This window comes from Rhizobium sp. 01N447_2 (genome assembly GCF_056399245.1).
Genome location: NZ_JBFTQY010000001.1, coordinates 247,839 through 261,930 on the forward strand (window position 1 = coordinate 247,839; position 14,092 = coordinate 261,930).

The 14,092-nt window shown below is 61.1% G+C and carries 14 protein-coding genes; 6 read left to right on the forward strand and 8 right to left on the reverse strand.

The window, feature by feature from the left end:
* Nucleotides 1–54: 54 nt before the first annotated feature.
* Together AC1ECN_RS01135 and AC1ECN_RS01140 are read left to right on the forward strand one after the other, a co-directional pair.
* A complete protein-coding gene (locus AC1ECN_RS01135) occupies nt 55–594 on the forward strand; it encodes a TRAP transporter small permease subunit (RefSeq protein ID WP_018497531.1) in 540 nt (179 codons plus the stop codon).
* A 21-nt stretch (nt 595–615) separates the two neighbouring features.
* A complete protein-coding gene (locus AC1ECN_RS01140; protein WP_477951918.1) occupies nt 616–2,106 on the forward strand; it encodes a TRAP transporter large permease in 1,491 nt (496 codons plus the stop codon).
* An 84-nt stretch (nt 2,107–2,190) separates the two neighbouring features.
* Here AC1ECN_RS01140 and AC1ECN_RS01145 read toward each other — a convergent pair whose 3' ends face one another.
* Nucleotides 2,191–3,297 (reverse strand): TRAP transporter substrate-binding protein, encoded by a 1,107-nt coding sequence (locus AC1ECN_RS01145; protein ID WP_018072760.1) that lies wholly within the window; start codon nt 3,295–3,297, stop codon nt 2,191–2,193.
* Between the two features lie 293 nt (nt 3,298–3,590).
* Here AC1ECN_RS01145 and AC1ECN_RS01150 point away from each other — a divergent pair, with 293 nt between their 5' ends.
* Nucleotides 3,591–4,370: a gamma-glutamyl-gamma-aminobutyrate hydrolase family protein gene (locus AC1ECN_RS01150; protein WP_130673109.1), complete on the forward strand. Its 780-nt coding sequence runs from the start codon at nt 3,591–3,593 to the stop codon at nt 4,368–4,370.
* 51 nt (nt 4,371–4,421) lie between these two features.
* On the opposite strand, the gene AC1ECN_RS01155 is transcribed toward AC1ECN_RS01150, so the two are convergent.
* The 7 genes from AC1ECN_RS01155 to AC1ECN_RS01185 form a co-directional block, all read right to left on the reverse strand.
* Nucleotides 4,422–5,201, reverse strand: coding sequence for a VWA domain-containing protein (locus tag AC1ECN_RS01155; protein ID WP_477951921.1), 780 nt, complete (start codon nt 5,199–5,201; stop codon nt 4,422–4,424).
* A gap of 3 nt (nt 5,202–5,204) precedes the next feature.
* Complete coding sequence (locus AC1ECN_RS01160) at nt 5,205–6,242, reverse strand: hypothetical protein (RefSeq protein ID WP_130662250.1); 1,038 nt, start codon at nt 6,240–6,242, stop codon at nt 5,205–5,207.
* A gap of 13 nt (nt 6,243–6,255) precedes the next feature.
* The gene (locus AC1ECN_RS01165; protein ID WP_024322300.1) at nt 6,256–6,963 is read right to left on the reverse strand and encodes a TerD family protein; all 708 of its coding nucleotides are present in this window, start codon (nt 6,961–6,963) and stop codon (nt 6,256–6,258) included.
* A 22-nt stretch (nt 6,964–6,985) separates the two neighbouring features.
* Entirely contained in the window at nt 6,986–8,161 is a 1,176-nt protein-coding gene (locus AC1ECN_RS01170; protein WP_130673110.1) for a Toxic anion resistance protein (TelA), read from the reverse strand.
* Between the two features lie 210 nt (nt 8,162–8,371).
* Nucleotides 8,372–9,328, reverse strand: coding sequence for a 2-hydroxyacid dehydrogenase (locus AC1ECN_RS01175; protein ID WP_130673111.1), 957 nt, complete (start codon nt 9,326–9,328; stop codon nt 8,372–8,374).
* A gap of 29 nt (nt 9,329–9,357) precedes the next feature.
* Entirely contained in the window at nt 9,358–10,380 is a 1,023-nt protein-coding gene (locus tag AC1ECN_RS01180; protein ID WP_003542973.1) for a LacI family DNA-binding transcriptional regulator, read from the reverse strand.
* A gap of 117 nt (nt 10,381–10,497) precedes the next feature.
* The gene (locus AC1ECN_RS01185) at nt 10,498–11,010 is read right to left on the reverse strand and encodes a MarR family winged helix-turn-helix transcriptional regulator (protein WP_024322296.1); all 513 of its coding nucleotides are present in this window, start codon (nt 11,008–11,010) and stop codon (nt 10,498–10,500) included.
* Nucleotides 11,011–11,095: 85 nt separating this feature from the next.
* On the opposite strand from AC1ECN_RS01185, the gene AC1ECN_RS01190 reads away from it, so the two are divergent.
* The 3 genes from AC1ECN_RS01190 to AC1ECN_RS01200 all read left to right on the forward strand — a co-directional run bounded on the left by AC1ECN_RS01190 (nt 11,096) and on the right by AC1ECN_RS01200 (nt 14,089).
* Nucleotides 11,096–11,884, forward strand: coding sequence for a creatininase family protein (locus AC1ECN_RS01190; RefSeq protein WP_130662252.1), 789 nt, complete (start codon nt 11,096–11,098; stop codon nt 11,882–11,884).
* 148 nt (nt 11,885–12,032) lie between these two features.
* Nucleotides 12,033–13,100, forward strand: a complete 1,068-nt coding sequence (locus tag AC1ECN_RS01195; RefSeq protein ID WP_477951926.1) for a CobW family GTP-binding protein — start codon at nt 12,033–12,035, stop codon at nt 13,098–13,100.
* On the forward strand, nt 13,100–14,089 hold the full coding sequence (locus AC1ECN_RS01200; protein WP_130662254.1) for a WD40 repeat domain-containing protein: 990 nt from the start codon (nt 13,100–13,102) through the stop codon (nt 14,087–14,089). Before AC1ECN_RS01195 ends, AC1ECN_RS01200 begins: the two co-directional genes overlap by 1 nt.
* The last annotated feature ends 3 nt before the right edge of the window (nt 14,090–14,092 follow it).

Sequence of the window (14,092 nt, forward strand, 5' to 3'; positions counted from 1 at the left end):
ATTGCAAGAGGGAAAGCTGCCGGAAACCGGCGGGATAAGAACAAGGGGAGGCGAATGTCGGTACTTCTGGCAGCAAGCCGGCTGATCGACTCGATCAGTCAGTTCATGGGTAAACTTGCCGAATATATGGTGCTGTTCTGCTGTATGATCAGCGCCGGAAACGCCATCGTCCGCTATGCCTTCAACTACAGTTCGAACGGCTGGCTTGAGATCCAGTGGTATCTCTTCGCCTTCGTCGTCATGCTCGGTGCCTCGCATGCGCTGCGCAACAACGAACATGTCCGCGTCGACCTGATCTATGGTTCCGTTTCCGACAGGGCGAAGATCTGGATCGACATCGTCGGCCTCATCCTCTTCCTGCTTCCCGCATGCGTCTATCTGACCTGGCTGTGCTGGCCCTTCTTCACGCTCTCTTACCATCAGGGGGAAATATCGGGCAATGCCGGCGGGCTGATCCGCTGGCCCGTCAAGCTGATCCTTGTCGCCGGTTTCGCGCTGCTCTCTCTTCAGGGCGTCTCGGAACTGGTCAAGCGGATCGCAGCGCTCACCGGCCACATCACCATCGACACGACATACGAAAAGCCGCTGCAGTAACGCCGGCTGGGAGAAGCGGATTTGTTTGATTTCGGTATCATTCCTCCGGCCATGTTCCTGGGCATGGTCATCTTCATGCTCTACGGCTTTCCGGTCGCCTTTTCGCTCGCCGCCGTCGGCCTGTTTTTCGCCATCGTCGGCATCGCCACCGGCCATTTCGGCGAGGTCTTCCTGCAGGCTCTGCCGCTGCGCTTTTTCGGTATTCTTTCCAACGACCTCCTGCTCGCCATCCCCTTCTTCACCTTCATGGGCGCGGTGTTGGAGCGCTGCGGGCTGGCAGAGGACCTGCTCGAAGGCACCGGCAAACTCTTCGGTGGCATACCCGGGGGCCTCGCCTATGCGGTCATCCTCGTCGGTGCCGTGCTCGGAGCGATCACCGGCACGGTGGCCGCTTCCGTCATCACCATGGGGGTGATCTCGCTGCCGATCATGCTGCGCTATGGCTACAATCCGCGCCTTGCCACCGGCGTCATCGCGGCCTCCGGCACGATTACTCAGGTGATCCCGCCCTCGCTCGTGCTCGTCGTTCTTGCCGATCAGCTCGGAAGGTCGGTCGGCGACATGTATCTCGGCGCGATCGGTCCCTCGATCCTGCAGGTGGCGATCTTCGTGCTCTTCATCCTGGTGATGTCGATTATCAGGCCGAAATCGATGCCGCCGCTGCCCAAGGAAGTACGTGGCGATTTCAATTGGGCGCTGCTCGTGAAGGTGCTGATGGGCATGGTGCCTTCGATCGTGCTGATCTTCCTCGTGCTCGGCACGATCTTCATGGGCCTTGCGACACCGACGGAGGCAGGCGCGCTCGGCGTCGTCGGCGCCATGCTGCTCGCCGCCATGAATCGCCGCCTCACCTGGCCGCTGATCCGCGAGGCCATGGCATCGACCACGCACATCACATCCATGGTGGTGATGATCCTGATCGGCTCCACCTGTTTCAGCCTGGTCTTCCAGGGCATGGACGGCTCGCGCTGGATCGAGCACATGCTGTCGGGCATTCCCGGCGGCCCGGTTGGTTTCCTGATCTTCGTCAACATCTTCATCTTCGTGCTCGCCTTCTTCCTCGATTTCTTCGAGATCGCCTTCATCGTCATCCCGATGCTCGCTCCCGTCGCCTCCAGTCTCGGCATCGACCTGATCTGGTTCGGCGTCCTGATCTGCGTCAACATGCAGACGAGCTTCATGCATCCGCCCTTCGGCTTCGCGCTCTTCTATCTGCGCTCGATCGCCAGCAAGGACGTCAAGACCTCGGATATTTACATGGGCGCCCTCCCCTGGGTCGGCATGCAGCTKATCCTSGTSGCSATCGTGATCTTCTGGCCGCARTCGGTRACCTATTGGCTSRAYMAMGGTCCGMAGGTCGACCCGAACTCGATCAAGATCGAAGTCCCGGGCTTCGGCGGCCAGCTCGGCCTGCCGCCGCTGGGCGGTGGCAATAGCTCACCGCAGATCCCCGGCCTGACCCTGCCGCCACCGAACGGCCTGCCGGGAGCACCGCCGCCACCGGCGAAATAGTCCAGCAAAAACAAAACCCCGGACGGAAATCCGGGGTTCTGGTATCGCATTCGTCTAAAGCGCCGAGCCTGCCGGCGGAAAGCCTTAAAGCTTCCCGGCCCGCTGCTGGATCATCATGAACGTATCGAAGGTGTACTCCGACAGCTGCATCCAGAGATAGGCATCCCGCTTGAAGGCGGTCTGGTCGTCGTAGATCTTCTTGAAATACTGGTTCGTGCCCGAAATTTCGCTGTAGATGCCCGTCGCCGCCTGGAAGCAGGCTTCCATGATCTCCTGACTGAACGGGCGCAGCGTCGCACCTTCCGCGACCAGCTGCTTCAGCGCGGTCGGGTTCTTCGTGTCGTACTTCGCCAGCATGTTGGTGTTGGCGAAAGCGCAGGCGTCGGTCAGCGCTGCCTGATAATGCTTGGGCAGACTGCTCCATTTTTCGAGATTGAAGAACCCGTGCACCGTCGGGCCACCTTCCCACCAGCCCGGATAATAGTAGTACTTCGCCACCTTGTGGAAGCCGAGCTTCAGGTCGTCATAGGGGCCGACGAATTCCGCCGCATCGATCGTGCCTTTTTCCAGCGCCGGATAGATGTCGCCGCCGGCGATCTGCTGCGGGATGACGCCGACCTTCTCCATGACGCGGCCGGCGAGACCGGCAATGCGCATCTTGACGCCCTTGAGGTCATCGAGCGTGTTGATTTCCTTGCGGAACCAGCCGCCCATCTGCGCACCGGTATTGCCTGCCGGCAGCGCATACATGCCCTGCGTCGCATAAAATTCGTTCATCAGCTTATTGCCGTTGCCTTCATAGTACCAGGCATTGGTCAGGCGGCTGTTCAGCCCGAACGGAATGGCCGTTCCGATGGCGTAAGTCGGGTCCTTGCCGACGAAATAATAGGAGGTGGTATGGGCTGCCTCGACCGTACCGGCGGCAACGGCATCGACAGCCTGCAAACCCGGCACAATTTCACCGGCCGCAAAGGGCTGGATCGTGAAATTGCCATCTGTCGCCGCGGCAACATGCTTGGCGATATCCTCGGCTCCGCCATAGATCGTATCCAAGCTCTTCGGAAACGACGATGTCAAGCGCCACGCGATCTTCGGATTCTCCTGCGCGATCGCAGGCGCTGCCAAAGCCGTTGCGGCGACCGCACCGGCGCTGGCGGTTCCCGCCTTCTTGAAAAACGAACGACGATCCATCAAAAACCTCCCATATAGATGACACTGCGCGGCCAATCTCACCCCTACCCGCAGCAAGGGCAAAGCTAAGCATGGCGCAAGCCGCGATTCAAGCTTTAGTCTATTAGCCTTTGGCATCAAGACGGCAATAAGGCAACGCGCACGTATCCATCAGAATCAGCGGCTTAGCGGTAAACCGGAAAGGCAGGGCGCCGCTTCCGTCGCAATTTGGCCGCCTAATGCAGCCAAGCGTTGACTTGACGGCCGTTCAGGCGGAAGAAACGACGAGAATAAAGATTTTCACCGGGGCTGATATGACGAAACCGATCGTTGCCATTCCTGCCGATATCCGTAGCTTCGACGGCGCGACCTGGCATGCCGTGCAGCATCAATATCTGCGCGCCGCATTGAACGCATCCGGTGTCATGGCCTTCATCATCCCCGCTTTCGAGGAGGGCTACGATACCGACGCGATCCTCGACCGCGTCGACGGTCTGCTGGTCTCCGGTTCGGCCAGCAATGTTCATCCCTTGCTCTACGGTGCCGAGGCGAATGACAAGGACGGCCCCTTCGACCCCGCCCGCGACGCCACCAGCCTGCCGCTCATCCGCCGCGCCATCGACCGCGCCATCCCGCTGCTCGCCATCTGCCGCGGCATCCAGGAGCTGAATGTCGCCCTCGGCGGCTCGCTGGCAAGCGAGATCCAGGAGCAGCCCGGCATCTGGGACCATCGCCGGCCAGAAGGCGTCGACCGGGACGGCATGTACGCCATTCGCCAGACCGTCCACGTCAAGGAAGGTTCCTGCATCGCAGGCATTCTCGGCCCAGGCGAGATCCGCGTGAATTCCCTGCATCGCCAGGCAATTGCCAGAACCGCCCCACGCCTGCAGGTGGAAGCGATCGCCGAGGACGGCACGGTGGAGGCCGTTTCCGTCATCGACGCCAAGGCTTTCGCCGTCGGCGTGCAATGGCATCCGGAATATTGGGCTGAAACCGACAAGTCTTCGAACCAGCTGTTCGCTGCTTTCGGCGACGCCGTCCGCAGCTATGCTGCGGCCAAGCTGCCGATCAGACCCGCGCAGGCGATTGCCTGACAGCGCGGTGCCGGCGAGCGACCAGACCCGCCGGGCGTTGAACCGCGTCGATCAATGGTGATCGTCGTCCTCGTCATCATGCTCGTGCTTGAGCCAGGTGCAGAGCTCCGCCGGCAGCAGTTTCTCATAGGCATCGTCGCTGCCGACGAACTCCCCAAGATCCTTGACGCTGACGAAGCCGACATTCGGAAATTGCTCTGCCGCGCTGCGCAGGAAGTCGAAGCGTTCGTCGCCAACGCCGACCATGACGTAGTAGATCTGCGATTCGGCGTGCTCGGCCTTCTGCAGCAACGTCCAGGCCGCATCCCGGTCGGCATTCTMGCCATCCGTGAGAAAGTAGTTGATCGCCGGAACACCCGAACGTGTCTCCTCGCCGAATGTATCGCGGCTCATGCCGAAGATCATGCCGAGCAGGCCGCCAGCCGCCTCCTCTTCCATCAAACCATATGTCATCAGGTTCGAGCGGATGACTGGGCCGTAATCGGTGCCACCCCAGAGCACGGTTTTCAGCTTATTATTGCTGATGATCTCGCGCTCGACGTAACCTTCGTAATTTTTCGCTGTAGCCGGCGCGAGCGATGCCATCTTCTCCTGATTGGAGAACACCCAGGTATCGATACGCCCGTCATCATCGAAATAGAGAGCGACGGGAAGAATACGCTCGAGCGCCGCCTGTACCGCACCGGATTTGAAAAGGTCGCTCATCGAGCCCGAGACATCGATGTTGAGGCCGACCTGCGCCGGAATGCGCTCGTGAATGCCCTGTTTCTGAAGGACGAAGCCGACGCGGCGAACTTCTTCCTCGGGCTTGTGCAGCTTGAATGTCGTCATGGGTCATCCCTCCGATTTGAGTTTTCCTAGAATACGCGCGTGAATGCCGCGCAACGGCGCTCCGGCGCCGGCCTGCGCTGGTGATTGAGCGGTTCGCGCCGCCGTCAGCGCCGCGGAATAGGCCGCATGCCACGCCGGCAGCTCCTCCTGCAACAGGCCTTCTGCAGCGTGTCCCAATGCCTCGACGTGTCGTGCAACGGCAGCAACCGTCCGCGTGCTCACCTCGATCGTGGCTTTCGTGGCCGCGAGACTGACAGTCCTCGTCTCGATCGCTTCGGCTTGCGAGGTGTAATGGGCCTGCCGCTCGTGATCGGACAGTTGGAGCCCGCTGACGTAATGAACGAGGAAACGCCCCGCCAGGATATGGGCCGCCAGATTGCGGTCGAGCGTCGCATAGCCTTTGCCGACCGCGCGCAGCTCTTTCGCGATGACGACAATCTCGGGAGCAAGCGCATCGAGTTCCTTCGCCAAGGCCTGCACTTCAGGGTAAAGCTGCGAATACAGGGCGGCAGGCTCGCGCGGCGCCGCCAGCACTTTGATCGCCCTCAGAACGCCGCCGCGAACGGCAAAGACGCGGTCAGGGTCGAGATCGCCGAGACGCTGGAGCAGCTCGGCACTCAGGCGCTTTCCACGCGCCAACACTTCGCTGTCGACAAGGGCGAGTTCGCTTTCGGCAAGCCTGCCATGCTCTGTCTGGAGGCTGGCGCCGAAGCGCACGACGTCGTCGAAATGATGGTCGTCGAGATTGGTCCCGTCAACGATGCGCAACGCCATTGACGCAAGCGATGCCGCAGCGTTGGCGTCGATCTCCAGAAGCGCCGCCACGCTGCAGGGAATGCGCCGGCGAACTTCGCCGGCCGCAAGAACGCGGGGTGTGTCGCCTTTGAGTGTCGGGGCTTGCGGCGAACCAAACAGGATCCTCGGTTCAGCAGGCGGCCGGGAAGGAGCGGCAATCTCAGGCGATGCGCTTTCCGGAAAAAGCACCTTTGGCAACCGGCCCGGCTGCTTTTCCGGTGGTCCATCTGCCTCGCCGCTTGTCAATTGAGGCTCCCGCTCAGCCGAAATAGGCTTGAATGATGTCGCCAAGTCCGGCGTTCGATCCCGCGCCGACGGCATGGAATCGCCAGGATCCATCCGGCTGTTTCAGAAAGGAAGCCACCTGTATCGTCGTCTTGCCGGCAAACTCGGCCGTAAGCTGATAGCGGCAGAGCTCGTCGTCCATCGCATCGCAAACTTCGATATAGGCGTTCTTGACCTTGCCGAAATCCTGTCTCTTGCGCTCGGCATCATGGATCGTCGCCCAGACGGCAAGCTCCGAGACCTCCCCCGGCAGCTTCGCCAGCACGATCTTGAACTCCTCGCGGAAACCCTCGTCATGGTGACCGCCGCCATGGTCGTCTTCGTCACCGTCATCGTCCGGTTCTGACCCTTTTATCAGGCCGCCACGTCCGGTCCGGTCATCGCGTTCGTGCCACATCGAGCCGTCATCCGTCTGGAAGGAGCCGTCGGCGTTCTTGATGAGCGAGCCTTCCGGATTGCCGGAACTGCGCACGAAAGCATAACACAGCGCATGCGAGCCTTCATTGTAGAGCCGCGCACGGTTGGCATCGCCGCCGGGATGGACCAGCGCAAAACAATGCACATCGAGATCGAAGGCCGGGCCCGAACCTTCGGGCGGATCCCAGACAAGTCCCGAATGGACGAGCTGGATTTCCTTCTGGATCTGAAATGACTGACCCTTGTTGAGCTTGAAGGTTGCCATGCGCTGTATTTCTCCTGAAGTCTCAGATCGGGCGATCGGTCACGATTTGGCGCGCTTGCTCGAGCTTGACGCGGGCGGCGGCATAACGCTCCTTGTTTCGCTCGCCTTCGGCGACCACCTTGTCGGCGATATTACGCAGCCGCTGCGCGGTGCTAAGCACCAGATCGGCATCGGCAAGCCGGGTCTCCCCGGCACCCTTGACTGAAGTGACCGAGACATCCTCGAGCACCTCGGATCCATATTGTTGAAGCGATGCGCGCAGTTCGCGCCGCATGGCATTCATCTGCTGGATCGACTGCATCTGGAAGAGTGCGTGCAGCCGGATCAGGATCGACTTGATGTCGTTGAATTCTGCATTGGCCGAGGTTACCGTATCCGCAAGGGTCGAAAGCGCCGCACCTCGGGCAATACCGATCGAGTCGAGATCGGCCGGCGCCTTGGCATAGGCGGTTTCGAGAACGAGGACCCGGTTCTGGAAGATATCGAGCTTCTGCGAGAAATCACGGGCTTCCTGCACCTTGAGCGGATCGCCGGAGGCTGCCTCGTTGGTCAACCGGTCAAGTTCGTGGCCGGCATCGGCAAGAATACGTCGACCGGCCTCGACGAAGACGCCGAGAGACACGATCGTATCGCGATACCCCTGCGCCAGCGTGCTCATGCGTGACACCTCGAGGATAAGCTTGCCACTCTCCTCCTCGATCTGCACCTCCATCGGCTTGACGAGATCACCGAGGGACTTGGCCTTGCTTTGCAGCATGCCGCGAACCTCGTCCGTCACCGTCTTCAGGCGTTTGGCCGGGTCACCAAGGCCGACAGCGATCAGCAGGCGCTCCAGGAAACTGCCCTTCAGCTTTTCCCGGATACTTGCCTCGAGCCCTTTGAGATCGGCGTCGTTGATGCCGTCCCGGATCGTCCGGAACAATTCGAACAGCACCGGCGACTGCGCATTGGTAATCTGCGAAAGGATGGCATCGAGCTTGGCGCCGAAACCGCCGATGGCCTCCTGGCCGAAGGTAATCAAAGTATGCGGCTCCGCCGTTGCCAGCCGGTACCGCTCTGCAAGCTCGCTGACCTCGCCGGCTTTCTCAGGCGGAAGAATAACCGTCACGACCGCCGGCAGACTGCCGGTCGAAATCGCCAGCATCAGACCCTGGCCGGTCTCGAGGGTCGTCGTGTTCGACGCACTTGGCTCCGACATGCCGTCAATTCCTTTTCTTCGGCTAGCCTGTCGACGCGGCTCCAAGCCGTACGGAAGGTTGCGAACATAAGTTGTAAAAATCGGCGAGAATGTAACCGAAGGGATCGTGCCGAGCAACATATCGTCCAACGACAACAGTCGATTGACAGAGCCGGTATCGGCATCAAAGACCTGAAGCATATCGCATGAATCAAGTTCTATCCGACGCACCTAAGCCTTCTGCGGCGTCTCCGGCACCGGCGTCAGCGCCGCACCCTTCTCGAACCAGGCGATGAGATTGTCGGCGACGAGATCGGCCATCGCATTGCGTGTCGGCACGGACGCGGAGGCGACGTGCGGCAGCAGCACGGCATTGGTCGGCTCAAACAGCTCGGCCGGCACCGTGGGCTCTTCATAGAAGACGTCCAGACCGGCAGCACCGAGCGCGCCGGAAGCAAGCGCGGCACTCAGCGCCTCCTCGTCCACCGTCCAACCGCGGCCGACATTGACGAGAATGCCGTTTGGGCCGAGTGCTGCCAGAATATCGGCATCGATCGTCTTGTGCGTCTGCGGCGTCTTCGGAACGATGGCGATCAGCGTATCCACCGCTTCCACCAGCCCCTTCAACGTCGGGTGATAATCGTAGGACACATCGGCATGGCGTGAACGTGTGTGATAACTGATCTTCACCTTGAACGGCTCCAGCCGCTTGGCGATTTCGAGTCCGATGCGGCCAAGGCCATAAAGCCCGACATGGCGACCCTTGAGCGAGAAGCGCGACAGCGGATAGGCCGTGCCCGGCTTCCAGTTGCCGGCACGCAGCCAGGCTTCGGCCCGCGGCAGCTCGCGCACCGTGTTCAGCAGCAGGCCGATCGCCGTATCGGCGACCTCATCGTTCAGCACATCAGGCGTATTGGTGACGACGATGCCTTTTTCGGCGGCGTGTTTCACATCGACGCCGTCATAGCCGACACCGAAATTGGCGATCACTTCGACATGCGGCAGCTGCTCCATCCAGGCGCCCGGGAAGGAACCGGAAACGGCGACGCCGCGGATGTGGCCGGCGGTCTCGCTGTCAAGCGCAAGCTTCTCCTCGCGTGCGACGGCAATAATCTCAAAACGATCCTTCAGCCTTTCGAGAACACGCTCGTGTATCTTCCCAGGAACGAGAATGGCGATGCGGGACATGGCTTTTCCTATTGGATGGCGGTCGTGGTTCAGGCGCGGGGCCGATGGGGACTGGTGGACTGGCGAATGCGCATTTCCGGCTTGATCAGATGCATGCCATCAGGCTCATGGCTGCCGGCAAGGCGATCGAGCAGCGCCCGGGCGGCCAGGCGCCCGACCTCGGCCTGCCCGTTCCAGACGGTCGTTAGCGCAGGCGTAGCGATCGAGGCCTCCTCGAGATCGTCGTAACCGGTGACGGAAATATCGCGTCCCGGCACCAGACCGGCGCGTGCAATGCCGTTCATCAGGCCGATCGCCACGAGATCGTTCCAGCAGACGGCTGCGGTCGGCTTCTGCGGTAGCGAAAGGAAATGCACCGCGGCCTCGAAACCGCCCTGTTTCGAGCGCGGTCCGGGAATGCGCAGGTTCGGATCGACCTCGATGCCGGCCTTGCGCAGCGAGTTGACATAACCCTGGTAGCGATCGCGGCCGGTGGATGTCTGGTCCGTACCGCCGATCATGGCGATCGAGCGATGACCGAGGCCGATCAGGTGGTTGGTGGCAAGCGAGATGCCGTAGCTGTCGTCGCCGCGATAGGTCGGCAGGTCCTGCCCTTCCATCGAGCGGGCGACCAGGATCGCCGGCATGCCGTTGTCTTCTGCCAGCTGCACGTCCTCAGGCGGCGTACCGATCGCCGGCGACATGATGACGCCGTCGCCGCCGAGCTGCAGCAGTGTCTCGATGAAGGTGCGCTGCTTTTCGACATTGTCGTAGTGGTTGGAAAGGATGAAGGTGTGGCGGCTGCGGTCGAGCTCGCTTTCGATCGCCTTCAGGATCTCGCCATAGAAGGGGTTCATGATGTCGTGCACGACGACGCCGATGATGCCGGAGCGCGAAGTGCGAAGGCTGGCGGCACGGCGATTGTAGATATAGCCGAGCGCGCGGGCCTGTTCCTTGATCTTCTCCCGGGTATTGCCGGCGACGAGCGGACTGTCGCGTAAGGCAAGCGATACGGTCGCCGTTGAAATGCCGAGCGTTTCGGCGATCGTCGAAAGCTTGATCTTCTGGACCACGTGTCCTCCTCCAGGCAGCACGCAAGCGACAAGACCCCGCCGTCAAACCGGCGCGGCCCTTAAAATGTTTAATTAAAAGATTTAATCGGCGGAAGCAATTCGTCTTTCGGGGAAATTTCAGTCTTCGTCCGGTTCTTCGATAGGAATGGCTTCGGCCTGCAGATTGGCATCGATCGCCTTCAGCAGGCGGACGAGATTGCGGATTTCCTTCTCGGAGAACTCCTGCGTCGCCAGCATGTCGCAGGCCGAAGCCGCCATCTCGATCCCCTGCACGCTGCCACGGCCGAGGTCGGTGAGATAGACCTTGGTCAGGCGTGCATCCTCGGCATCGGGCTTGCGCTCGAGAAAGCCCTGCGCCTCCATGCGGCCGATCGTGCGGGTCATCGTCGGCGCCTTGACGCCGAGCTTCTGGGCGAGGCCGCCTGCCGTCATGCCGTCACTTTCGGCAAGCGAGAGGATGACACCATCCTGGCCGGCATAGAGGCCGCTTTCAAGCAGGTTGCGCGAGAGCACCGTCCGCATGGAACGCGCCGCCTGGGTCAGAGCCGGAGAGAGATCGACGAGCGTATACTCGGTCTGGTCCTTCTTCTTGGACTTGTTCTTTTTGCCGTCCTTGTGCTTCTTTCCCATAGCCATCCCTTTGATCTTTAAGCCCCGACGCCGCTGCGATATGACATTGCCCAGGATCTCGTCATAAACAAGAGGCAACGACCGGATGATGACACCTTCGCCGCGCTTCGAGGACAGCAGTCCGGCCTTTGCACCTGACGGGCGCCATCTGATCGCCGTGTTGCCGCTCGGCGCCCATGAACAGCACGGCCCTCACCTGCCCTTCGAAACCGACACTCTGATTGCCGAAGGCATCGCCGGGCGATTGAAGATAGGTTTGCCCGCCGGCCTGCCGGTCACCTTCCTGCCCGCCGAATCCATCGGCTATTCCATAGAGCACATGGATGTTGAAGGAACGAAGACGCTTGCCTTCGACGAAGCGGTAAACCGCTGGCTCGGCATCGCCGAAGGCCTGGCGAAGCAGGGCATCCGCAAATTCGTGATGCTGAACGCCCATGGCGGCAATTCGCCCGTCATATCAGTCGTTGCGACCGAGGCGCGGGTTCGCTTTGCCATGCTGGCGGTGGCGACGAGCTGGACCCGTTTCGGCGTGCCGGATGGCGTGGTCACGTCGGAGGAAAAGGCGATCGGCATCCATGGCGGCGATATCGAGACCTCGGTTATGCTGGCACTTCATCCCGATAAGGTTGATATGGCGAAGGCGGCAGACTTCTCCTCGCGACAGACGGAATTCGCCGAGCGTTTCAAGCATCTGCGCGCCTACGGGCCGCACGCCTTCGGCTGGAAGATGTCGGACCTTAATGCCGAAGGCGTGGCAGGCAACGCCGCAGCTGCGACGGCGCAAAAGGGTGAGGCGCTGATTACCCATGCGGTCAAGGGACTGGTGGAACTGCTGGAGGATGTCGATGCATTTGACGTCACTCAGCTGCGGTAAATATGGCACATCTGCGCCGCGCAAACGATGTGATCTTATAACATTATAAAACCCTTTGAACTGCCACGCTCAAGCCATTATATGAGACCAACCGTTCAAGCAGCCGATCCCAAGCCGCTCGGCCGCACGCCTAATCCTAGAGGTTCTCATGACCGACGCGATCTCCACCCTCAAGCCTATTCCCGTTACCGTGCTCACCGGTTATCTCGGCGCCGGCAAGACGACGTTGCTCAACCGCATTCTCTCTGAAAATCACGGCAAGAAATATGCGGTCATCGTCAATGAATTCGGCGAAATCGGCATCGACAACGACCTGATCGTCGARTCGGACGAAGAAATCTACGAGATGAACAATGGCTGCGTCTGTTGTACGGTGCGCGGCGACCTGATCCGCGTCGTCGAAGGCCTGATGCGCCGTCCCGGCCGCTTCGACGGCATCATCGTCGAAACGACAGGCCTTGCCGATCCGGTGCCGGTCGCCCAGACCTTCTTCATGGATGACGACGTGCGCGCCAAGACCGAGCTCGACGCCATCGTCGCCCTCGTCGATGCCAAACACCTGCCGCTGCGCCTGAAGGACAGCCGCGAGGCCGAGGACCAGATCGCCTTCGCCGATGTCGTCATCATCAACAAGAGCGACCTCGTGACCCCGGAAGAACTTGATGTGATCGAGGATATCGTCCGCGCCATCAACCCGGCTGCCCGCGTCTACAAGACCAGCCGCTCCGGCGTCGATCTCGCTCGCGAGCTCGATCAGGGCGCCTTCAACCTGGAGCGCGCGCTCGAAAACGATCCGCATTTCCTTGAGCAGGGCCATGACGACCATGTCTGCGGCCCCGATTGCGATCACGACCACCACCATCATAACCATGACCATGACCATCACCACCATGGCGCGATGTCGGCGATTCACGATGTGACGGTGCAGTCGGTGTCGCTGCGCGGCGGCGAGATGAATCCGGAGCGCTTCTTCCCGTGGATCCAGAAGATCACCCAGACGCAGGGGCCGAATATTCTGCGTCTCAAGGGCATCATCGCCTTCAAGGACGATCCCGAGCGTTACGTCGTTCAGGGCGTGCACATGATCATCGAGGGTGATCACCAGCGGCCCTGGAAGGAAGGCGAAAAGCACGAGAGCCGTCTCGTCTTCATCGGCCGCGAACTCGACCGCGAGAAGCTCGAAGCCTCCTTCAAGGCCTGCGGAGCAGCCGCCTGATGCCGACAGTTGCACCGCTTGATCTCGACGGCCACGTTCTGGCCGTCGAATTTTTAGGTGATGTTCCCTTCTTCGCAAGCGCAAACGGTACATTCCACCGTCTGGATGGCGGCGACAGGGTTTCCGAAGCCCACCAGGGCATGCTCACCGCCATCCGCGACCCCTACAGCGAGAGCCTGATCTCGGGCGGCGAGGACGGCAAGGTGCTGCGCATCGCCGCCGACGGCAGCGTCAGCGAAATCGCGACCGCGCCGCGCAAGTGGATTTCGCAGGTCGCAGCCGGCCCGCAGGGTGCCGTTGCCTATTCCTACGGCAAGAGTGCGCTCGTGCGCCTTGCCGATGGCACGACCAAGGAATTCCCCGAGGAGCGCACGGTCGAAGGCCTTGCCTTTGCTCCGAAAGGCCTGCGCATCGCGGCGGCGCGCTACAACGGCGTGTCGCTGCACTGGATCGGCATGAACGCCAAGCCGGTCGATCTGGAATGGAAGGGTGCGCATACCGGCGTCAGCTTCTCGCCGGATGGTAATTTCCTCGTCACCTCGATGCAGGAAAACGCACTGCACGGCTGGAAGCTAGACATCAAGCCCGGCACCGAAGCCCGCCACATGCGCATGACCGGCTACCCCTCCAAGGTGAAATCGCTCTCCTGGTCGGTCAAGGGCAAGTGGCTCGCGTCTTCAGGCGCGCCTGCGGCAATCGTCTGGCCCTTCCAGGGCAAGGACGGGCCGATGGGCAAGGCGCCGCTGGAGCTCGGCACTCGCGCCAATATCATGGCGACCGCGGTGAAATTCCATCCGCTCGAGGATATCCTCGCCATCGGCTTCATCGACGGCATGATCTTGGCCGTGCGCATCGCCGACAGCAAGGAAGCACTGCTGCGCCGACCTGGTAAGGGCGCGATCACGGCGATGAGCTGGAGCAAAAACGGCAAGCTGCTCGCCTTCGGCTCCGAAGCCGGCGACTGCGGCGTCATCGACATTTCGGCTTGAAAC